Origin of the sequence: Pseudaminobacter soli (ex Li et al. 2025), from assembly GCF_003012705.1 — a bacterium.
Taxonomy (GTDB): domain Bacteria; phylum Pseudomonadota; class Alphaproteobacteria; order Rhizobiales; family Rhizobiaceae; genus Pseudaminobacter; species Pseudaminobacter soli.
Genome location: NZ_PXYL01000001.1, coordinates 618,849 through 639,351 on the forward strand (window position 1 = coordinate 618,849; position 20,503 = coordinate 639,351).

Consider the following 20,503-nt stretch of genomic DNA (forward strand, 5'->3'; position numbering starts at 1 on the left):
TTCACTGCCGCCGCCACCGAGTGCCCTTTGTGTCACCCGCCGTTGTTCTTCAAGCCTTTGCGCGAGGTGATGATGTCCTGTGCGCGCACCCAGCCCGGCGAGCCGGGCTTGAACTTCTGCTGTGCCCGCATCGCGAATATTTGGGCGTCATTGTAGGCACCGCTGTAATAGTGGCCTTCGGCGGTGGCCAACTCGGCCTCTGCGATGTTGCCCAGTTGCCCATAGGCCTGCGCCAGATAGCGGTAGCCTTCGGCGTTCTCGCGATCGATGTCGAGCCCTTCACGAATGTGGGTGATCGCCTTCTTCGCGGATTCGGGCGTGCCGATCGCCAGCAAGGCCTGGCCGTAGGAGATCGGCAGGATGCCCGATCTCGCCGGATCGAGCTGGACGGCCTTGGCGTAGGCCTCGGCCGCCTTGGCAGGCTGATTTGCCTTCATCAGCGCGTCGCCGCGCAATTCGTAGAAATAGGGGTTCTTCGGCTGCTGCTTGAGCAAGGCGTCGACCTTGGTCACCGCAGCCCGCGGATCACCGTGGAGGTAGGAGGTCATCGCATCGCCATACAGCGCCCCAAGCCCTCGCGGGTCCTTGCGGAACATGCGCGAGACCGCACCCTGTCCGTCGGTGAACACGGCGATCTTGGCGCGCATCATGTCGTGGCGCAGCTGCAGCGCCGGCGGGTCCTTGCGGTCGTAGTTCGGACTGTTGACGGCCAGCTGTTCGAGATTGGCGATACGGTCCTGCGGCGTGGGGTGGCTGATCTGGTAAGGATCGATCTTCGCACCCGACAGCGACAACGCGCTCTGGAAGCGCCGGAAGGTGATCAGCATGCCCTTGGCGGACTGACCAGTCTTTTCGAGATAGGTAATCGCCGAGCGGTCGGCGGTCGTTTCCTCGGTGCGCTGGTAGCCGAGCAGGCCGCGCCGCGCGACTTCGTTGCCGGCCATGGCGATGCCGCCGCCGACCTGGCCAAGTCCGCCCGAATTGGTGGCAGCGCCCGCCACCATCGCGCCTGCGCCGAGCAGCGTCGCCACGATCGCCATGGTCTGGGCGCGCGCCAGTTGCTCGCGCAGACGCTGCTGATGGCCGCCGGCTATGTGGCCTGCCTCGTGTGCGATGACGCCGATGATCTCATTCGGCGTTTCCGCCTGCATCAGGGCGCCAGTGTTCACGAACATTCGCTGCCCCGCCACAAAGGCGTTGAAGCTGGGGTCGTTGACCAGGATAATGTCGATATTGGACCTAAGCCCGGCAGCCTTGAAGATCGGCCGGGCATAGTCGCGCAGCAGCGCCTCGATCTCCGCGTCGCGCACGATGGGAAGCCGGCTTTGCGCAAATGCGCTCACCGAGCTCGAAACCGATAGGGCTGCCACAAGCGAAATCTTGGCGAGCGAACGAGCCGTCTTTGAAACCAACGAAGAAAGAGAATGTGTCTGCATGGTGAAAACCACTGGTAGACGAGCAAATGAGCAATGAAAAGCTCGGTCGAAAAACTTCGTGAACTTGTGATCGCCTCATCATTCGGGCATTTGTGCGGCGCGGGCCGTTCGGTCCACAGAAGAAGTTGGATGGAATAATGGTAGTTTCGCTTTCGAAGCGCGGTGATGTCGAGCCGTTTCACGCGATGGACGTTCTTGCCGAAGCAAATCGGCTGAAGGCAACAGGCGTATCGGTAGTCTCGATGGCGGTCGGCCAGCCGTCCGACCCGGCGCCGACGCTGGTGCGCGAGGCAGCCGCGCGTGCCCTGCGCGACGGTCGGATCGGCTATACCGACGCCCTTGGCACGGCCGGCCTGCGGCAGGCAATCGCGGCGCACTATGCCGAGCACTATGGCGTCGAGGTTTCGGCGGCGCGCATCGCCGTCACGACGGGCTCGTCCGCGGCCTTCAATCTCGCCTTCCTCGCCATGTTCGACCCGGGCGACTGCGTCGCCATCGCAGCGCCTGGTTATCCGGCCTACCGGAACATCATGATCGCGCTGGGGCTCGACGTCGCTGAGATCGAACTGGACGGCGCGGCCTATCTGACCGCCGATCATCTGGAGGCGGCGCATCGCCAAAAACCCCTCAAGGGTGTCCTGTTTGCCAGCCCCGCAAACCCGACCGGCGCGATCATCCCGCAGAAGGAACTGGCCGAGCTGGTTGCGAAGGCAGAAAGCCTCGGCATTTCGGTGATCTCCGACGAAATCTATCACCGGCTCGCTTATTCCGGCCCAGACGTTACCGCGCTTTCGCTGGGGCAGGGCGTGACGGTCATCAATTCTTTCTCGAAGTATTATTGCATGACCGGCTGGCGCATCGGTTGGATGGTGCTGCCGGAAGAACTGGTGCGGCCTATCGAGCGCATCCAGCAGAGCCTCTACATTTCCGCCCCCGAGCTTTCCCAGGTCGCTGCGATCGAGGCATTTTCGGCAACGGCAGAGCTCGAGGCTGTGAAGGCGCGCTATTCGTGGAATCGCGAGCTTCTGATGCGGCGGCTGCCCGAGCTCGGTTTTGCTCTTGCCGCGCCCATGGATGGCGCCTTCTATGCGTTCTGCGATGTGTCGCGCCTGACCAATGACAGCATGGAGTTCGCACGCCGGATGCTGGCGGAGGCGCATGTGGCCGGCACGCCAGGACGCGATTTCGATACGCTTGCCGGCCACCGCTTCATGCGGTTGTCCTATGCCGGCAGCCAGGATGAAATGGTCGAGGCCCTGGCACGCATCGAGCGCTGGCTGAAATAGACGAGGGGGCATTCGTGGCGGAACTGGAAGATGTGTTGCCGGCGCTCGCAAGCGAGATGGCGGCGCGCACCGACAGAGGTGAGGTAGCCAGCTACATCCCGCAGCTCGGGCAGGTCGATCCGCAGCGATTCGGCATTGCGGTTGCCCTGAACGATGGACGGGTGATCACGGCCGGGGACGCCGACGAGGCCTTCTCGATCCAGAGCATCTCCAAGATATTCACGTTGACGCTGGCACTGGGCAAGGTGGGAGACGCCCTGTGGCGGCGCGTCGGGCGCGAGCCTTCCGGCAACCCGTTCAACTCCATTGTCCAGCTGGAGCGCGAGCTCGGCATTCCGCGCAATCCCTTCATCAATGCCGGCGCGATCGTGGTGACGGATGTGCTGCTGGCAGGCCATCAGCCGCGCGAGGCGATCGGCGAGATCCTGCGCTTCATCCAGTTCCTGGCCGACGACGAGAGCATAGTCATCGACAAGGAGGTTGCAGCCTCCGAACAGGTGACGGGCTTCCGCAATGTGGCGCTTGCCAACTACATGCGGGCTTTCGGCAATCTCCAGCATCAGCCCGAATTGTCGCTCGGCGTCTATTTCCATCATTGCGCCATCGCGATGAACTGCCGGCAACTGGCGCTGTCAGGTCGGTTCCTGGCGCATGAGGGGCGCAATCCCGTCACGGGCCACACGGTGGTTTCGCCTGAGCGGGCGCGGCGCATTCTGGCACTGATGCTCACCTGCGGCCACTATGACGGTTCGGGCGACTTTGCCTTCCGCGTCGGTATTCCAGGCAAGAGTGGCGTCGGCGGCGGCATTATCGGCATCGTCCCAGGCGTGGCTTCGATAGCCGTCTGGTCACCGGGGCTGAACGAGAATGGCAACTCGAAGCTTGGCTCCATTGCGCTGGAGAAGCTGGCCAAGGTCATGAACTGGTCGATCTTCGCGCCCTAAGGCGCCTTCCTAGACGGGCCGACAGCAATCAAGAAAAATCCCGCGACACCAATGGTGCGCGGGATTTTTTCATTCAGGCTTTATGGCGTCAGGGCTCAGAAGAAGCTCTTGCGCTGCCACCAGCCGGTCTTCTTGGGCTTGTCCTCAGCCTCCGGCTGCGGCTCTTCGGCCGGGGCGGGCTGCTCGTTCACCGGGGCGGGAGCTTCTTCCGCAACAGGAGCCTCGGCCGGCGCGACTTCGGCGACTTCCGGAGCAGGAGCCGGCTCAGCAGCGGCCTTGCGGCGCGGCGCCCTCGGCTTCTTGGCCGGCTTTTCTTCGGCCGGCGCCTCGGGTGCATCCGTCGCGGCTGCTTCGGCTACAGCGGCCGTTTCTTCGGCGGCAGCCTTCTTCGAACGCGAAGTACGACGCGTGGCCTTCTTCGGCTTCTCCAGCGGAGTTTCCTCAGCAGGCGAAGCCTCGATCGCCACGGGCTGTTCGGTCGCAGGCTCTGCCGCGACTTCCTCGTTTACGGCCTCAACGGTGACGGCAGCAACTTCGGCTTCCTCGCCTTCAGCGGCCTCGGCAGCCTCTTCGGCGTGTCCTGCCTCGCCCTCTTCCTTGCGGTTGCGGCGACCGCCCCGCTTGCCGCGGCGGCGCTTCTTGCGGTCGGCGTCATCGCCGCCCGCGGCTACAGTTGCCTCGCCGGCCTCTTCAGCCTCGCCGGCTTCCTCTTCTTCGCCTTCAGCGGCCTCGGTAACGGTGTCGGCTTCGGCCGGAGCCGCATGCTCGCGATCACGATCTTTGCCGCGACGACGCCGGCGCTTCCGGCGCTTGCGGTCGCGATGGTCGCCTTCCTCGGCCTTCTCGGCGCGGGCTGGCTGTTCGGCCTGCGCCTCTTCAGCCTCCTCTTCCTCGACGATAACTTCCTCCTCGACCTCTTCAGGCTCGATGTAGGAAGCGGACGGCAACACGGGCTGCGGCGCAATCGGCTTTTCGACCACCGCGCCACGCGAAATCGCGTAGTGCTGCGCGCCGACCGTCTCGTCGGGATCGAGCGAGATGGTCAGGCCAAAGCGCTGTTCCAGCTCCACCAGCGTGCTGCGCTTGTGATTCAGCACGTAAAAGGCCGTGGCAGCAGGCGTGCGAACCGTGATGTGGTGACGCGAATCCTTGAGCAGGAATTCCTCGATCGCGCGAATCACGAGCAAGGCCACCGACGAGTCGGAGCGGACATGGCCGGTGCCGCCGCAGTGCGGGCAGGGCTTCATGGTCGATTCGAGCACGCTGGCGCGGATGCGCTGGCGCGACATTTCCATGAGGCCGAAATGCGAGATGCGGCCGACCTGGATGCGGGCGCGGTCGTTCTTCAGGCAGTCCTTGAGCTTCTTTTCGACGGCCCGGTTGTTCCGGTTCTCCTCCATGTCGATGAAGTCGATCACGATCAGGCCGGCAAGGTCGCGCAGCCGCAATTGTCGCGCCACTTCCTCTGCCGCTTCCAGATTGGTCTGGAGGGCGGTGTCCTCGATCGAATGCTCCTTGGTGGAGCGGCCGGAGTTGACGTCGATGGCGACCAGCGCCTCGGTCTGGTTGATGATGATGTAGCCGCCGGACTTCAGCGTCACCTGCGGCTGCAGCATGCGGTCCAGCTGCGCCTCGATGCCGTTGCGGGCAAAGATCGGCGTCGTGTCGCGGTAAGGCTGAACCACCTTGGCGTGGCTCGGCATCAGCATCCGCATGAAGTCCTTGGCTTCGCGGTAGCCTTCCTCGCCGGCGACAAGGATTTCGTCGATGTCCTTGTTGTAGAGGTCGCGCACGGAGCGCTTGATCAGGCTGCCTTCTTCATAGACGAGGGCAGGGGCCACCGACTGCAAGGTCAGGCTGCGGACGTTTTCCCACATCCGCATCAGATATTCGTAGTCGCGCTTGATCTCGGCCTTGGTGCGGCTCTCGCCTGCGGTGCGCAGGATCACGCCCATGCCCTGCGGCACTTCGAGCTCCTGCACGACTTCCTTCAGGCGCTTGCGGTCCTGCGCATTGGTGATCTTGCGCGAAATGCCGCCGCCACGAGCGGTATTGGGCATCAACACGGAATAGCGGCCGGCCAGCGAGAGGTAGGTCGTCAGGGCAGCGCCCTTGTTGCCGCGCTCTTCCTTGACCACCTGCACCAGCAGGATCTGGCGGCGCTTGATGACTTCCTGGATCTTGTACTGGCGGCGCATCGGCTTGCGGCGGGTGCGCGCTTCTTCCATCGCGTCCTCGGCGCCGACCACCTCGATGCCGTGATCGTCGTCATGCGCGCTGGCGATTTCTTCGACCACGCCGCGATGCTCGTTCTCGGCAGGTGCGGAATCTTCGTCCGAGGCAGTTTCGCCGTCGTCCGAAGCCGGGGCGGCCTCGGAAATGACGTCGGCATCTACCGCTGCGGCGATGCTGGAAGATTCCGAGTTTTCGGAACCGTCTTCCGTGGAGTTATCGCCCGCGGCTTCAGCGACCGATTCAGCATGCGACTTGTGTTCTTCGTCGCCGGAACCCTCGTCGCCCGCATGTTCATCATGCTCGCCTTCGGCTACTGCCGCGGCTTCCTCATCGGACCCTTCAGCGGCGTGGCGCGACTCGTCGCCATTGCGGCTGCGATTGCGGCCGCCGCGACGGCGCTTGCGGCCACGGCCACGATCATGGCGTTCTTCGCCGTTGCTGTCGCCGTTTCCGTTCCCGTCTTCGTCGTCTTCCTCGTGCTCTTCCGCCTCGGCGCGCAAGAGAGCCTGACGATCGGCTACCGGGATCTGGTAGTAATCGGGATGAATTTCACTGAAGGCGAGGAAACCGTGACGGTTTCCGCCATATTCGACAAAAGCGGCCTGAAGAGAGGGCTCTACGCGGGTTACGCGAGCGAGATAGATATTTCCTTTGAGCTGCTTCTTGTCCTGGGATTCAAAATCAAATTCTTCGATACGGTTACCGCGAACTACGACAACCCGTGTTTCCTCCGGGTGGGAGGCATCTACTAACATCTTGTTGGGCATTATCTTGTGTCCTGCCGGCCGCCGCCAACCGGTTCATCGGCAGCGAAGTGCGCTGCCACATGTTGGGAGAAAGAGGCGTACCGGACGCTTGAGAGCCCGCCGGCCGATGTCGCAGCGCGATGAACGAACCGCCCGCTGCCACATTGGCGCGGTCATATGCGGGTCGTCCCAGGATTGCGCTCGATACCATCGATACCCTTGCGGAACTACTTTGAACCAAAGCCCGGAAAACCGGACCAGCTATTTTTGCTCCTACCGAGCCGGCACGGAACCTTGTTCCGGCCGTTTTCCACACGCCAAAGAGCCCGTAACAACAGGGACTCCTTTGCGAAATCCGTCGCGACCATCTCAAGCCGTCGAATCGCCGCCGCGATTGGAGCTGTTTCGTCGCTTGACCGAATATGGAAGCTGCGCCGTCACAGTTCCAGGCATTGCGATGGTCTACTGTCGCTTTTATGATCTGCCGGGGGCCAACGCAACCCTGAATTCTGTTGTCGGCAAAGGCAGTTGCGTCTTGTTGTGAGTCGCCGGGTAGCCTGAAAAGGCTTGGTTAACCTTGTTTCGATACCAATCGTTAAGCTGAATTCGGGCCTGTGCTGTTGCGCTGAAGTTCGGCGCGACAATCGCAGATAAGGTATTTCGACGGTGGAAATGAGACTTGCTGAGGTCGGGCGGAGGGTCCTTTCCAGGTTCCCCCTTCTGGTCCTTCTGATTGCCGGCTTGGCCACTTTTGGCTTCGCCGTCGCTTCCGCCGCGCCGCTCGAAATGACGAGCTACAAGATGGCGGGCGATGCGGTGCGCATGCGCGTGGTGATGAATTTCGACCGCGAGCCCGAGGCCAAATGGCTGCTGCTGCGCGGACCGCACAGGTTGGTGATTGATCTTCACGACGCGAAGTTCTCGATCGACCTCAAGGACCTGAAGGCGCAAGGTCTCATCAAAAGCGTCCGTTATGGCCAGATCGGGGAGGGTATTTCCCGCCTCATCCTGACCACGAAGGGGCCGTTCACAGTCGAGAAGTTCGATATTCTGAAAAACGAAGATGCTCCCGGTTACCGCGTCGTTGCCGACATTACTGCTGGGTCGGAGCGGCAGTTCGAGGAAGCGCTCGCCGTTCAGGCACAGACCACCGGCTCCACCGTGACTCCCAAGACCGATCGTCTCGAAGAGAAGCAAGCGCAAAAGCGCTTTACCGTGGTGATCGATCCCGGCCATGGCGGCATCGATGGCGGCGCCGAGGGGCAGAACGGAACGGTCGAAAAGTCTATCACCCTGGCCTTCGCCCTGGAGTTGAGGGCCAAGCTCGCCACAGCTGGCAACTACGATGTCTACATGACCCGCGACAAGGACGAGTTTCTCCGCCTTGACGACCGGGTGCGGATCGCGCGGCAGCATGAGGCGGACCTGTTCATCTCCATTCATGCCGACACCATCCGCCTGAAGGGCATCCGTGGCGCCACTGTCTATACCGTGTCGGAAAAGGCGTCGGACGCGGATGCGCAGGCGCTTGCCGATCGCGAAAACCTGTCGGACAAGCTAGGCGGCATCGAGATCGAGGACGAGAACCACGAAGTTGCGGATATCCTTGTCGATCTCATTCGGCGTGAAACGCATGGGTTCTCGATGAAGTTCGCCCAATCGGTGGTCGGCGAACTGTCCAACACGGTGGGACTGATCAACAATCCACATCGTTTTGCGGGCTTCCGGGTGCTGAAAGCTCCGGATGTACCCTCGGTGCTGATCGAGCTCGGCTACCTGTCGAATCCGGAGGACGAGGAGCAGTTGCGCGATCCGGACTGGCGCGGCAAGGCTGCCGACAGTATTTCCAAGGCTGTGGCCGCGTTCGCCGCCGCCAAGATGGCCGTCGGCGGATAGTCCACTGAAACCGTCGGTCGCCATGCGACCAGCCGTTGCACCGGAATCACACTTTGCGGTTTAATCGGGTATAATTGGAACCAATAGACGGGATTGCCGCATTTTACCCACATCGACGCGACATTGCTGCGCCGTAACGGATTGGGAATGACTGCCCGTCTTGCAGTGGGCGCCGTTTTTGCAGAGGAATTCCCGAACCACGGACTGGAGCGGGCATGATTCGTCTTATCGGCTATTTCTTTGGCATTGGCACCATGCTGGCGCTGCTCGTGGCGGCGGGGGCTGCCCTGTATATCGGCCACGTCACGAAGGATCTGCCTGACTACGAGGTTCTGGCCAAGTACGAGCCGCCGGTGACCACCAGGGTCCATGCTGCCGACGGTGCGCTGATGGGCGAATACGCGCGCGAGCGCCGTCTTTTCCTGCCGATCCAGGCCATTCCCGATCGCCTCAAGGCGGCGTTCCTTTCCGCGGAAGACAAGAATTTCTACAACCACCCCGGCATCGACGTGACTGGCCTGGGCCGCGCGGTCCTCGTCAATCTGCAGAATTTCGGCTCGGGCCGCCGTCAGGTGGGTGCGTCGACCATCACCCAGCAGGTGGCCAAGAACTTCCTGCTGACCGCCGACCAGACCTATGAGCGCAAGATCAAGGAAATGATCCTGGCCTTCCGCATCGAGCAGGCCTATTCGAAGGATCGCATCCTCGAACTCTATATGAACGAGATTTTCTTCGGCATGGGCGCATATGGCGTCGGCGGGGCTGCGCTCACCTATTTCAACAAGTCGGTCAGCGAACTCACTGTGGCCGAGTGCGCCTATCTCGCGTCGCTGCCGAAGGGTCCGTCCAATTACCACCCGTTCCGCCACGCCGACCGCGCGATCGAGCGCCGCAACTGGGTGATCGACCAGATGGTCGAAAACGGATACGTGTCCCGCGACGAGGGCAACAAGGCCAAGACGCAGCCGCTTGGCGTAACGCCGCGCCGCGCCGGCGACTATGTGTTCGCCAGCCAGTATTTCTCCGAGGAAGTGCGCCGCGAGATCATCTCGCGCTACGGCGAAAACGCGCTCTACGAGGGTGGCCTTTCGGTGCGCACCACGCTTGATCCGAAACTCCAGCGCCTCGCGCGCAAGGCCATGCAGCACGGCCTGGTCAAGTTCGACACGCTGCGCGGCTATCGCGGCCCGGTGACCCACATCGACGTCTCCGGCGACTGGGGCGTGAAGCTTGGCGAGGTCAAGGGCCTCGACGACGTGCCCGAATGGCGGCTGGCCGTCGTGCTCGACAGCACCAAATCCGGAGTTTCGATCGGCCTGCAGCCGGACCGGCAAGCCTCAGGCGCGCTGGTTGCCGACCGGGACGAGGGCACGATCAGCAAGGAAGACATGAGCTTTGCCATGCGCCATGTCGTCGACGGCAAGCGCCTGAAGGCAAACTCGCCGGCCGATGTGCTGAAGGCGGGCGACGTGATCTTCGTCGAAAAGAAGGAAGGCTCCGATAGCGCCTACATACTGCGGCAGCCGCCGGAAGTTTCCGGTGGCCTGGTGGCCATGGACCCGCATACGGGCCGCGTTCTGGCCATGGTCGGCGGCTTCTCCTATTCGCAGTCGGAGTTCAACCGCGCCACGCAGGCAATGCGCCAGCCGGGTTCGTCGTTCAAGCCGATCGTCTATTCGGCCGCGCTCGACAATGGCTATACGCCGGCGTCGGTGATCATGGACGGCCCGATCACCATCCACATCGGCAACACCACGTGGACCCCGAAGAACTATGACGGCAACGGCGCCGGCCCCTCGACGCTGCGCGCCGGTATCGAGCGCTCGCGCAATCTTATGACGGTTCGTCTCGCCAACGACATGGGCATGAAGCTGGTGGCCGAATATGCCGAGCGCTTCGGTGTCTACGACAGGATGCCCCAGCATCTGGCCATGTCGCTCGGCTCGGGCGAAACCACGGTCATGCGCATGGTCTCGGCCTATTCGGTGATGGCCAATGGCGGCCGCCAGATCAAGCCGTCGCTGATCGACCGCATCCAGGATCGCTACGGCAAGACCGTCTACAAGCATGACGAGCGCGGCTGCGAGGGCTGTGAGGCGGCGGAATGGGACAAGCAGTCCGAGCCGGAGTTGGTCGACAATTCCGAACAGGTGCTCGACCCGATGACGGCCTACCAGATCACCTCGATGATGGAAGGCGTGGTCATCCGCGGCACCGCCACCACGCTCAGGGAACTCGGCCGCCCGATCGCAGGCAAGACCGGCACCACCAATGACGAGAAGGACGCCTGGTTCATGGGCTACACGCCGAACATGGTCGTTGGCCTCTACCTGGGCTATGACAAGCCGCAGTCGCTCGGCAAGGGTGCCACGGGCGGCGGCCTGGCAGCGCCGATCTTCAAGGAATTCATGGGCGATGCCATGAAAGGCGTGCCGCCGGTCGAATTCAAGGTTCCGGACGGCATGAAGCTCATCGCGATCAATCGCAAGACCGGCATGCAGGCCAATCCCGGTGAGCCCGACACCATCATGGAAGCCTTCAAGCCCGGCACCGGCCCGGCCGACAGCTACTGGGTCATCGGCATGGGCGAGGATGGTTCGAACGGCTCGGGCGAGGCGCTTTCGCCCAGGGCCAGCCAGGCCATCACCGAAGGCGTGGGCGGCGGCCTCTACTGAGCCGACTTCTTTGAGGATGGGCCGGAACAGTTCCGGCCCATTTTGCTTTACAGGGCCAAGGCGCCTGCCTATGGTCCGCGCCAAATCGTACCCCTATCTAAAACCCCTATCATCTTGAGAGGACGGACACCTGCCATGCGCGCAGAAACCGAAAAGCTCGTCGACGAAATCAAGCAGGCCATAAGCCTGCTGAGGAGGCATCTTTGACTGGGATCAAGCTTTAAAACGGCTTGAATACCTGAACATGCGTTCCGAGGACTCGAGCCTCTGGGACGATCCGCAGGAAGCGCAGAAGCTGATGCGCGAACGCCAGAACCTGGACGATTCGATCAATTCGATCATGGGGCTGTCTCGGGCGCTGGACGACAATATCGGTCTCATCGAGCTCGGCGAAGAAGAAGGCGACGGCGACGTTATCAACGAGGCCGAGGCTGCGATCCGCTCGCTCTCCGGCGAGGTGAAGGCGCGCCAGATCGAGACCCTGCTCTCGGGCGAAGCCGACAGCAACGACACCTATCTCGAAGTGCATGCCGGCGCCGGCGGCACGGAAAGCCAGGACTGGGCGTCGATGCTGCTGCGCATGTACACGCGCTGGGCCGAACGCCGCCGCTTCAAGGTCGAGGTGCTCGAGGTCCACGATGGCGAAGAGGCAGGCATCAAGTCCGCCACGTTGCTTATCAAGGGCCACAACGCCTATGGCTGGCTGAAGACGGAGTCGGGCGTGCATCGTTTGGTGCGCATTTCGCCGTACGACAGCAATGCGCGGCGTCACACCTCGTTCTCCAGCGTCTGGGTCTATCCGGTGGTGGACGACTCGATCGACATCCAGGTGTCTGAGTCGGACGTTCGCATCGACACCTATCGCGCGTCGGGTGCGGGCGGACAGCACGTCAACACTACCGACTCTGCGGTGCGCATCACGCACATCCCGACCGGTATCGTCGTGGCCTGTCAGCAGGAGCGTTCGCAGCACAAGAACCGCGCCACTGCGTGGAACATGCTGAGGGCACGCCTCTACGAGGAAGAGCTGAAGAAGCGCGAGGAGGCGGCCAACGCCACCGCGGCTTCCAAGACCGATATCGGCTGGGGCCATCAGATCCGTTCCTACGTGCTGCAGCCCTACCAGCTGGTGAAGGATCTGCGCACCGGCGTGGAGAACACGAGCCCGCAGGACGTGCTCGACGGGGATCTGGACGATTTCATGGAGGCTTCGCTGTCCCAGCGCATCGAGGGCGGCTCGGGCCAGGCCATCGCCGACATCGACTGACCCCGTTCGACCGGGCAATAAAGAAGGCCGCGCGGCGCAAACCGGGCGGCCTTTTTGCTTGGATCAAGCCGGAAAGGCTTGTTGGCGCTCTCAAATATTCTGGAACAATCCGGCGCGATGCTTCGTTAATTATGTGGGCGAGGCTTTCTAAGGGGGACCCTTTGGAGAGCATAACATGCATGGCTCGGCAAAATGGCCCCGATACGCCTTTGGCGTGAGCGCTATTGCGTCGCTGGGATTTCTGACATCTTCAGTTACAACTAGTCTTGCTCATCAAGCAAAGTCTGGTTGGACCTATCCTACCTCCTGCTGCTCGGGAATCGACTGCCGCGAGGTGCCGCAAAAGGCGATCAGCGAGCGGCCGGAAGGCTATGTCATCGTCGGCACCGGCGAGGTTCTGGCCTACAAGGATTCCCGCGTGCGCAACTCGCCGGACGGCGAATACCATTGGTGTTCCGTCGGCGGAGCTGAAAACACCAAAACGGTCTGCCTCTTCGTGCCGCCACGCTCTTACTGAGTAGTTTTCGCCACTCCGGGCATGCATGTTTTCCGGCACACGCCGGAAACGTCACCTTGTCGCTTTGCTGTTCAGCTTTTCGCCGCATTCTGTGCTACAAGGGCGGCTGGAAGGGCTATCGGCGCCGGTTTCGGCGCGGGACATGAATGGTAAGAGGGACAACCCGGAATGAACAAGAAACTGGTCGCCGTGCTCATGGCCACGGCTTTTCTCGCCGCGTGCTCGACTGACCCGTACACGGGCGAGCAGAAGGTCTCCAACACCGCAGGTGGTGCGGCCATCGGTGCCGGCCTCGGCGCCCTGGCCGGCCTGGCCGTCGGCGGCAGCAAGAATGCGCAACGCAACGCCGTGCTGATCGGCGCCGGCATCGGCGCTCTCACTGGCGGCGCCATCGGCGCCACGATGGATCGCAACGAGGCCGAACTGCGCGCCCAGCTGCAGGGCACGGGCGTCAGCGTTACCCGCGCCGGCAACCAGATCATCCTCAACATGCCGTCGGACATCACCTTCGCGGTCGACCAGGACAGCATCAAGCCCGAGTTTTACCAGGTGCTGAACTCGGTGGGGCTGGTGCTGAAGAAATACAACCAGACGCTCGTCGACGTGTTCGGCCACACCGATTCCACCGGCGGCGACCAGCACAACTTCGACCTGTCGCAGCGTCGCGCGCTTTCGGTTGCCAACTACCTCAGCGGACAGGGCGTCGATTCGCGCCGCTTTGCGGTCACCGGCTTCGGCAAGACCCGCCCGATCGCCTCGAACTCCACGCCCGACGGTCGCGCTCAAAACCGCCGCGTCGAGATCCAGTTGTCGCCGCTCACCTGATCGGCGCGGATACGGCGCAAATGAAAAGCCCGCCGTTTTCGGCGGGCTTTTTCGTATCAGGGCTTGTGTCGAAGGAGCAGGGCGTTCGGCCCGCCTTCGAGATCAGATCTTGGCGCTGATCAGCATGAAGGCAGGAATGTCGTCGCCGAAACCGACGACCTTGTTGTCGTCGTCTTCCTTGCGATGGCGCGAACGGCGATCCTCATGCTTGTGGCTGTCGCCCGTCTCATGCCTGACCTTGCGCTCGGCATTTTCAGCCTTGATGCTTTCGCGGCGGCTGGGGCGCTCGGCCTTGTCCTCGGACACGGTTTCAACCTCGGCCACAACTTCCTGTGCCGGCTTCTCGTCAGCCGCCTTGGCGTGACGCGGGCCGCGCTTGCGGTCGCCTTCGTCCTTGCGGCCGCGGCCACGCTGGCCTTTGCCGTGACGCGGTGCAGAATCCTCTTCACTCTCGACCACTGTCGACAGGTCGCCGTCATGCCACTCGATCGGCTTGCCGATCAGTTTTTCGATGGCGTCGAGATGCTTGGTGTCGCCCTTGGTGACGATGGTGAAGGACTTGCCCGAACGGCCGGCACGCCCGGTGCGGCCGATACGGTGGACGTAATCCTCGGCGTGGATCGGCACGTCGAAATTGAAGACGTGGCTGACGTCAGGAATGTCGAGACCGCGCGCGGCGACGTCGGAAGCCACCAGAAGCTTGAGCTTGCCCTCGCGGAAATTGGCCAGCATGGTCATGCGTGCGCGCTGGTCCATGTCGCCATGCAGCGCGCCGGCATTGAAGTCATACTTGATCAGCGAGCGGAACAGCTCGGAGACTTCCACCTTGCGGTTGCAGAAGATGATCGCGTTCTTGAGCTCGGCCTCTTCGGCGCGGATCAGGTCGCGCAGGACGGCGCGCTTGTCCCACGGCTTGCGGCCGGACTTGACGAGCCGCTGAGTGACTGTCGCCGCGGTGGAAGAGGCCTTGGCCACCTCGACACGGACCGGCGCGTGCAGGAACTGCTCGGTCAGCTTGGTGATCTCCGGCGGCATGGTGGCCGAGAAGAACAGCGTCTGGCGCGTGAAGGGGATGAGCTTGCAGATGCGCTCGATGTCGGGGATGAAGCCCATGTCGAGCATGCGGTCGGCCTCGTCGATGACGAGAATTTCCACCGCAGAAAGAAGCAGCTTGCCGCGTTCGAAGTGGTCAAGCAGGCGTCCGGGCGTCGCGATCAACACGTCCGCGCCGCGTTCCAGCTTCTTCTCCTGCTCGTCGAAGGAGACGCCGCCAATCAGCAGGGCCATGTTGAGTCGGTGGTTCTTGCCATATTTGACGAAATTCTCTTCGACCTGGGCGGCGAGTTCGCGCGTCGGTTCGAGGATCAGCGTGCGCGGCATGCGGGCACGGGCACGGCCCTTTTCAAGCCGCGTCAGCATCGGAAGCACGAAGGAGGCGGTCTTGCCGGTGCCGGTCTGGGCGATGCCCAGAACGTCCTTGCCTTGCAGGGCGTGCGGAATGGCGCCAGCCTGGATGGGCGTCGGCTGCGTGTAGCCGGCGTCCGCGACTGCGGAAACAACCTTCGGCGAAAGTCCGAGGTCTGCGAAAGTCAACGCGTCTTGATCGATCTGGGTGTCTGAGGACAAGTGTCTTGGCTGTCTTTGGCTGCTTCAAGGGCGCGTCCAGAGGACGCGGCAAACGCCCCGCGCTTGCACAATATTTCAACGCGTTACGTTCAGTAACGCGCTTTGTCAACTCAATCAGCGGCAAATGCCGCGATTGCGACCATTAATAATTAATCTTTTCGGCCGTTTGCCGCAATGCCATCAGTACCGGAATTGTTCGGCCAGAATGCGTTCGCTCCAGGAATGGCTGGCGTCGAACAGCAAGGTAGCGGTTTCATCCTGCGATTGCTGCACCGTTACTGACAGCACCGACTTAGCCTCGGTGTGGTCGGCGGCGACGTTTACCGGGCGCTTGTCTGCTTCGAGAATGTCGAAACGAACCACCGAATCCTGCGGGATCAGGGCGCCACGCCAACGCCGCGGACGGAAGGGGCTGACCGGGGTGAGGGCAAGCAGGGGCGCATCGAGGGGCAGGATGGGGCCGTGCGCCGAGAGGTTGTAGGCGGTGGAGCCTGCCGGGGTCGCCACCATCACGCCATCGCAACTCAGTTCCTCGAGCCGGACCTTCTCGTCGATGGTGATGCGAATCTTGGCGGTCTGATAGGACTGGCGCCAGAGCGCGACCTCGTTGATGGCCAATGCACGAAGGGCTGAGCCATCGTCCAGGATCGTGTCCATCTGCAAGGGGCGGATCGTCTCCGCGACCGCCTGGTGGATACGCTCGCGCAGGCCATCTTCCTGGAATTCGTTCATCAGGAAGCCGACCGTGCCCCGGTTCATGCCGTAGACCTGCTTGCCGGTGCTCATGGTCTCGCGCAGCGTCTGCAGCAGGAAACCGTCGCCGCCGAGCGCGACGATCACATCGGCCTCGTCCACCGGCGAGTTGCCATAGCGGGCGACGAGACGCGCCGCCGCTTCCTCAGCGTCGGGAGCCCCGGAGGATACGACGGCGAATGCGTCGCGCGTTTTGCGTGTCATGGCTGTTGCCGTCCTCGCCTCGAAACCTTGGCGTGCCGAGGTAGCATGCCCTAATGATCCTGCATATGGCCACTTATGTCGGCCAATGAAGATTCGGAGACGGTCATGAAGGTCAAGCGCATCATCGCCAATATCGACACGCGTGACATTGCCGCCGCCAGGCGCTTTTACCACGACGTGCTTGGCCTCGATCTCCTGATGGACCATGGCTGGATCGCGACTTACGGCTCCGGCGAGACGATGAGCGTGCAGATCAGCTTTGCGGAGCAGGGCGGCTCCGGCACGCCGACGCCGGATCTTTCGATCGAAGTGGACGACGTCGAAGCAGCGTTGGCCGGTATGAAGAAGGCAGGTTTCGCGATCGAATACGGACCAGCCGACGAGCCCTGGGGCGTGCGGCGATTCTTTGTGCGCGATCCGTTCGGCAAGCTGGTCAACATTCTCGCGCATCGCTGAAGCGGAAGCGGGGGGCTCCGCCGAGGCTCAGGCTTTCAGCGCGCGCCGCAGCTTTTCATAATCGGCCCAGGGATCGGCCGAGGCGAGGGCCTTGGCCAGCACCTTGCTGCCCACGGTGAAGTCGGTCGGACCGACGCCGGCTTCCACCTGTTGCCACGTGACGGGAAGCGACACCGTGGCATTCGGCTTTGCCCGCGTCGAATAGGGGGCGACGGTCGTCGCGCCCGGCGCGTTTCGCAGATAGTCGATGAATATCCGCCCCTTGCGCGCGGCCTTCGACAAGGTTGCGGTGTAACGCTCGGGGTCTGACTGCTCCATCGCCTTGGCGAAATCATGCGCGAAGGTTTTTATGATCGTCCAGTCGGCCTTAGGCTTCAGCGGCACCACGATGTGAAAACCCTTGCCGCCGGACGTCTTGATCAGATGCGGCAGTCCGATCTCCTCCAGTCGCTGGCCGATGTCGAGCGCGGCGGCGCGCACGTCGTCAATGCCCAGCCCCTCATCGGGATCGAGGTCGAAGACGATCTGGTCGGGCGTAGTGAGCGCATCGACGGTCGAGCCCCAGAGGTGGATTTCCACGACGCCTAGTTGAACGAGCGCGGCCACCCCGTTGAAATCCTTGATGAACAGAAGCTCTTCATTGTCCTCCGGATCGCGCATGCTGGATATGCTGTCCGGCATGCCGGGCGAAGCATGTTTTTGGAAGAAGCGCTGGCGACCCTCCACGCCGTCGGGTGCGCGGACGAGCGCCAACGGCCGGTTGACGACATAGGGCTCCATGCGCGGCCAGACGCTCTCATAGTGCTCAAGGAGCCTGGCTTTGGTCACCCCGGCTTGGGGCCACAGCATCTTGTTGGGATTTGAAAGGTTCACTGCGTCCCCCTTTCGCGATTTCGCTTCGCGAGCCCCTCGCTGCGCATGATCCTGAATGTCTTGAGGCATCTCGGCAATGATCTCGTCGGCCGGCTTGTCTTCGCGCAGCGCAATGAAGGATGCCTGCCGAACATTGCGATCGGCCGTCCAAGTGCGAAACTCTATCTCCGCAACCAGCTCGGGCTTGACCCAGACCACGCCCTTTTCCTTGGCCGCGGGGCCGGTTATCGGGGGCGAAGCTATTTCCAGCCCATCCAGCTTCTCTTTCAGGTCCTTGGCGTTGCTGGCGTTGAAGCCGGTCCCGACATGGCCTGCCGACACAAGCTCGCCGTCGTCATTGTGGTATCCCACCACGAGCGAGCGCAGGTCCCGGCCTCGCTTCGGGGATGGCAGATAGCCGAGGATCACGAACTCCTGCCGCAGCGTGCATTTCGCCTTCAACCAGTCGCCGGTCCGTCCGCTGCGGTAGGGCGCCGAGGCGCGCTTGGAAACGATGCCTTCCAACCCCATGCGGCAGGCGTGGGTCAGCATCGTTTGGCCTGGCCGGATGAAATGCTCGCTGTAGCGCACCACGCCATTGCGGGCTTTTTCGCCAAGCAGTTGCTGCAGGCGTTCCTTGCGCTCTTTCAGCGGCTCGGAACGCAGGTCCTCGCCGTCGAGGAAAAGCAGGTCGAAGACGTAGTAGACCAGCCGCTCGCTGTGGCCATCCGACAGGGCGGCCTGCAATGCGGAGAAAGATGATATGCCGTTGTCGGCGAGTACCACGACCTCGCCATCGAAAATGGCGTTGTCGCAATCGAGCCTCGCCAGCGCCGCGGGAATCTCGGGGCCGAAGCGCGGCGTCCAGTCGAGCCCGTTACGGGTCAGCAGCGTCGTGTGGCCGGCGGAGACATGCGCCTGCATGCGGTAGCCGTCGAACTTGATTTCGTGAACCCAGTCCTCTCCTGTCGGCGGGTGCGCTTCAAGCCGTGCTAGGCAGGGCTCGATGAACCCCGGCAGCTGCGCGACCTTGCCCGGGCGCGGGGAGGGTTTTGCACTGGCTTTGGTAGGATCGCCGGTGCGCGGCTTGGAGTGCCAGATGGCCGGGTTGTCCTTGCCGATCTCCTCGATCGTCAGGCCGGATTTGACCGATTCCGGCGCTTCCTCGAGAATGTCCTCGCCGGGGCGGGCATAGATGTCGTCCGACTTGATCAGCAGCCAGTTGTCGCGCTTCTCGCCCGGACGAGGCTTTAGGCGGACGAGGTTCCAGTTCCCGTTGAGCTTGTTGCCCTTCAGCTCGAACTGGAGATGCCCCTTCTTCATGCCCGCATCCGGATCGCCTTCCGGCGTCCAGGTGCCTTCATCCCAGACGATGACGGAGCCGCCGCCATATTCGCCTTTGGGGATCGTGCCCTCGAAGGAGGCGTAGTCGATCGGATGGTCTTCCACATGGACCGCGAGCCGCTTTTCGGCCGGGTCGAGGCTTGGACCGCGCGTCACCGCCCAACTCCACAGCACCCCATCATGCTCCAGCCTGAAATCGTAGTGCAGGCGGGTGGCCGCGTGCTTCTGGACGACGAAAATGCCGCCCGGCTTCTTCGTCGGCGCAGGCTTCGAGCGGCCGGAAGGCTCCCTGGTTTTACGAAAGTCGCGCTTGGCCTGGTATTGTTCGAGAGACCCCACCAGCCGTCTCCTCAGGCGGATTTACGTTTTCCGCCGCCGGGTTCCTGGCCTTTCCTCGCGGCCTTGGAAGCGCGGCGCGTCGAAGGAGGCTTCTTGCCGCCATCTTCATCCTCGGCAATGCCTTCGGACGCGAGGCTCTTCTTCAGGGCGTCGAACAGGTTGACCACGTTGGACGGCTGCGGCGACGGCTTGACCACCGGCGGCTCGCGCCCGGCCTTCTTGGCGCGGATGAATTCGAGCAGGGCATTCTCGAAATGGTCCTCGAACTTGGAGGGGTCGAATTTTATGCGCTTCTTGTCGATGATGTGGGTGGCCAGCTCGATCATCTCGTCGTCGATCTTGACGTCATCGATATCGTCGAACACCGTGGCCGGCTTGCGCACCGTGTTCTGGTAGCGAAGCGTGGTCAAAAGCATGCCCTTTCCCAATGGTTCGATGACCGCCGGTCGCTCGCGCCGGTAGAGCACGATGCTGGCAAGGCCTGCCATCTTCCTCGCCGCCAGGGCGTCGCGGATGACCGCGAAGGCTTCCTCCGAAACCTTGTCGGACGGCGACAGGTAGTAAGGCGTGTCGAGATAGATCTGCTCGATTTCCGATTTGTCCACGAAACCGTCGAGGCTCATCGTGTGCTCGGACTCGATGTGGAGAGCCTCGATCTCATCTTCTTCGACGAGCAGGAACTGGTCCTTGTCGATCGGGTAGCCTTTGACCTCGTTCTTGTCCTCGACCGGCTTGCCGGTAACCGCATCGATATATTGTCGCTTCACGGTGTTGCCGGTTTCGCGATTGATCGTCCGGAACGACACACGTTCGGCGTTGGTGGTGACATTCGTCAGCTGCACGGCGCAGGTGACGAGCGAAAGCTTGAGATAGCCTTTCCAGGCGGGACGCGGTGTCATCGGACCGCCTCCGGTCCGAGGGGGCAGCCGGCGCTACGAGTGCGGCCGGCGCCGGCAATTTGCAGGCAATGACCCATGATACACCTACGCGGGAACGAGGTTGGCTACCCGTTCAACGCCAAGGCGGCGGCATGGTTCCTGTGTTCCGGCGGGATACGAATTGCTGCTCGTACCAATTGGCGCAGGGCGGTGAAACTTCGCGA

Annotated in this window: 14 protein-coding genes; 8 read left to right on the forward strand and 6 right to left on the reverse strand. The window is 62.5% G+C overall.

Features of this window, described 5'->3' with window-relative positions; all coding sequences use genetic code 11:
• Window positions 1-32: 32 nt before the first annotated feature.
• Window positions 33-1,436, reverse strand: coding sequence for a M48 family metalloprotease (locus tag C7I85_RS02940; protein WP_106722599.1), 1,404 nt, complete (start codon window positions 1,434-1,436; stop codon window positions 33-35).
• A 137-nt stretch (window positions 1,437-1,573) separates the two neighbouring features.
• On the opposite strand from C7I85_RS02940, the gene C7I85_RS02945 reads away from it, so the two are divergent.
• Together C7I85_RS02945 and C7I85_RS02950 are read left to right on the forward strand one after the other, a co-directional pair.
• Entirely contained in the window at window positions 1,574-2,722 is a 1,149-nt protein-coding gene (locus C7I85_RS02945) for a pyridoxal phosphate-dependent aminotransferase (RefSeq protein WP_106722437.1), read from the forward strand.
• A gap of 14 nt (window positions 2,723-2,736) precedes the next feature.
• A complete protein-coding gene (locus C7I85_RS02950) occupies window positions 2,737-3,666 on the forward strand; it encodes a glutaminase (RefSeq protein ID WP_106722438.1) in 930 nt (309 codons plus the stop codon).
• Between the two features lie 95 nt (window positions 3,667-3,761).
• Here C7I85_RS02950 and C7I85_RS02955 read toward each other — a convergent pair whose 3' ends face one another.
• Window positions 3,762-6,668, reverse strand: a complete 2,907-nt coding sequence (locus C7I85_RS02955) for an Rne/Rng family ribonuclease (RefSeq protein ID WP_106722439.1) — start codon at window positions 6,666-6,668, stop codon at window positions 3,762-3,764.
• Between the two features lie 651 nt (window positions 6,669-7,319).
• Between C7I85_RS02955 and C7I85_RS02960 the strand changes: the two genes are divergently transcribed.
• The 5 genes from C7I85_RS02960 to C7I85_RS02980 all read left to right on the forward strand — a co-directional run bounded on the left by C7I85_RS02960 (window position 7,320) and on the right by C7I85_RS02980 (window position 13,827).
• On the forward strand, window positions 7,320-8,543 hold the full coding sequence (locus tag C7I85_RS02960) for an N-acetylmuramoyl-L-alanine amidase (RefSeq protein ID WP_106722440.1): 1,224 nt from the start codon (window positions 7,320-7,322) through the stop codon (window positions 8,541-8,543).
• 215 nt (window positions 8,544-8,758) lie between these two features.
• Window positions 8,759-11,218: a penicillin-binding protein 1A gene (locus tag C7I85_RS02965; protein WP_106722441.1), complete on the forward strand. Its 2,460-nt coding sequence runs from the start codon at window positions 8,759-8,761 to the stop codon at window positions 11,216-11,218.
• Between the two features lie 135 nt (window positions 11,219-11,353).
• A protein-coding gene (prfB, locus tag C7I85_RS02970) for a peptide chain release factor 2 (RefSeq protein WP_106722442.1) occupies window positions 11,354-12,485 on the forward strand; the annotation gives its coding sequence in 2 pieces (ribosomal slippage) (window positions 11,354-11,419 and window positions 11,421-12,485; 1,131 coding nt in all).
• A gap of 175 nt (window positions 12,486-12,660) precedes the next feature.
• Window positions 12,661-13,002 carry a hypothetical protein gene (locus C7I85_RS02975; protein WP_106722443.1) on the forward strand — a complete coding sequence of 114 codons (342 nt, stop codon included), beginning with the start codon at window positions 12,661-12,663 and terminating at the stop codon, window positions 13,000-13,002.
• 168 nt (window positions 13,003-13,170) lie between these two features.
• A complete protein-coding gene (locus C7I85_RS02980) occupies window positions 13,171-13,827 on the forward strand; it encodes an OmpA family protein (protein WP_106722444.1) in 657 nt (218 codons plus the stop codon).
• 102 nt (window positions 13,828-13,929) lie between these two features.
• Here the strand turns inward: C7I85_RS02980 and C7I85_RS02985 are convergent, their stop codons facing one another.
• Together C7I85_RS02985 and C7I85_RS02990 are read right to left on the reverse strand one after the other, a co-directional pair.
• Window positions 13,930-15,453, reverse strand: coding sequence for a DEAD/DEAH box helicase (locus C7I85_RS02985; RefSeq protein ID WP_181257058.1), 1,524 nt, complete (start codon window positions 15,451-15,453; stop codon window positions 13,930-13,932).
• A gap of 180 nt (window positions 15,454-15,633) precedes the next feature.
• Window positions 15,634-16,410, reverse strand: a complete 777-nt coding sequence (locus C7I85_RS02990; RefSeq protein WP_106722445.1) for an NAD kinase — start codon at window positions 16,408-16,410, stop codon at window positions 15,634-15,636.
• A gap of 105 nt (window positions 16,411-16,515) precedes the next feature.
• On the opposite strand from C7I85_RS02990, the gene C7I85_RS02995 reads away from it, so the two are divergent.
• The gene (locus C7I85_RS02995) at window positions 16,516-16,866 is read left to right on the forward strand and encodes a VOC family protein (RefSeq protein WP_106722601.1); all 351 of its coding nucleotides are present in this window, start codon (window positions 16,516-16,518) and stop codon (window positions 16,864-16,866) included.
• 27 nt (window positions 16,867-16,893) lie between these two features.
• Here the strand turns inward: C7I85_RS02995 and ligD are convergent, their stop codons facing one another.
• Together ligD and C7I85_RS03005 are read right to left on the reverse strand one after the other, a co-directional pair.
• Window positions 16,894-19,401 (reverse strand): DNA ligase D, encoded by a 2,508-nt coding sequence (ligD, locus tag C7I85_RS03000; protein ID WP_106722446.1) that lies wholly within the window; start codon window positions 19,399-19,401, stop codon window positions 16,894-16,896.
• A gap of 11 nt (window positions 19,402-19,412) precedes the next feature.
• The gene (locus C7I85_RS03005) at window positions 19,413-20,300 is read right to left on the reverse strand and encodes a Ku protein (protein WP_106722447.1); all 888 of its coding nucleotides are present in this window, start codon (window positions 20,298-20,300) and stop codon (window positions 19,413-19,415) included.
• Between the last annotated feature and the right edge of the window lie 203 nt (window positions 20,301-20,503).

What these genes read in the sequence shown, in the direction of transcription:
- C7I85_RS02940 (WP_106722599.1), bottom strand. Translation starts at nt 1,436, where the DNA reads ATGCAGACACATTCTCTTTCTTCGTTGGTTTCAAAGACGGCTCGTTCG.
- C7I85_RS02945 (WP_106722437.1), top strand. Translation starts at nt 1,574, where the DNA reads ATGGTAGTTTCGCTTTCGAAGCGCGGTGATGTCGAGCCGTTTCACGCG.
- C7I85_RS02955 (WP_106722439.1), bottom strand. Translation starts at nt 6,668, where the DNA reads ATGCCCAACAAGATGTTAGTAGATGCCTCCCACCCGGAGGAAACACGG.
- C7I85_RS02960 (WP_106722440.1), top strand. Translation starts at nt 7,320, where the DNA reads ATGAGACTTGCTGAGGTCGGGCGGAGGGTCCTTTCCAGGTTCCCCCTT.
- C7I85_RS02965 (WP_106722441.1), top strand. Translation starts at nt 8,759, where the DNA reads ATGATTCGTCTTATCGGCTATTTCTTTGGCATTGGCACCATGCTGGCG.
- C7I85_RS02975 (WP_106722443.1), top strand. Translation starts at nt 12,661, where the DNA reads ATGCATGGCTCGGCAAAATGGCCCCGATACGCCTTTGGCGTGAGCGCT.
- C7I85_RS02980 (WP_106722444.1), top strand. Translation starts at nt 13,171, where the DNA reads ATGAACAAGAAACTGGTCGCCGTGCTCATGGCCACGGCTTTTCTCGCC.
- C7I85_RS02990 (WP_106722445.1), bottom strand. Translation starts at nt 16,410, where the DNA reads ATGACACGCAAAACGCGCGACGCATTCGCCGTCGTATCCTCCGGGGCT.
- C7I85_RS02995 (WP_106722601.1), top strand. Translation starts at nt 16,516, where the DNA reads ATGAAGGTCAAGCGCATCATCGCCAATATCGACACGCGTGACATTGCC.
- C7I85_RS03005 (WP_106722447.1), bottom strand. Translation starts at nt 20,300, where the DNA reads ATGACACCGCGTCCCGCCTGGAAAGGCTATCTCAAGCTTTCGCTCGTC.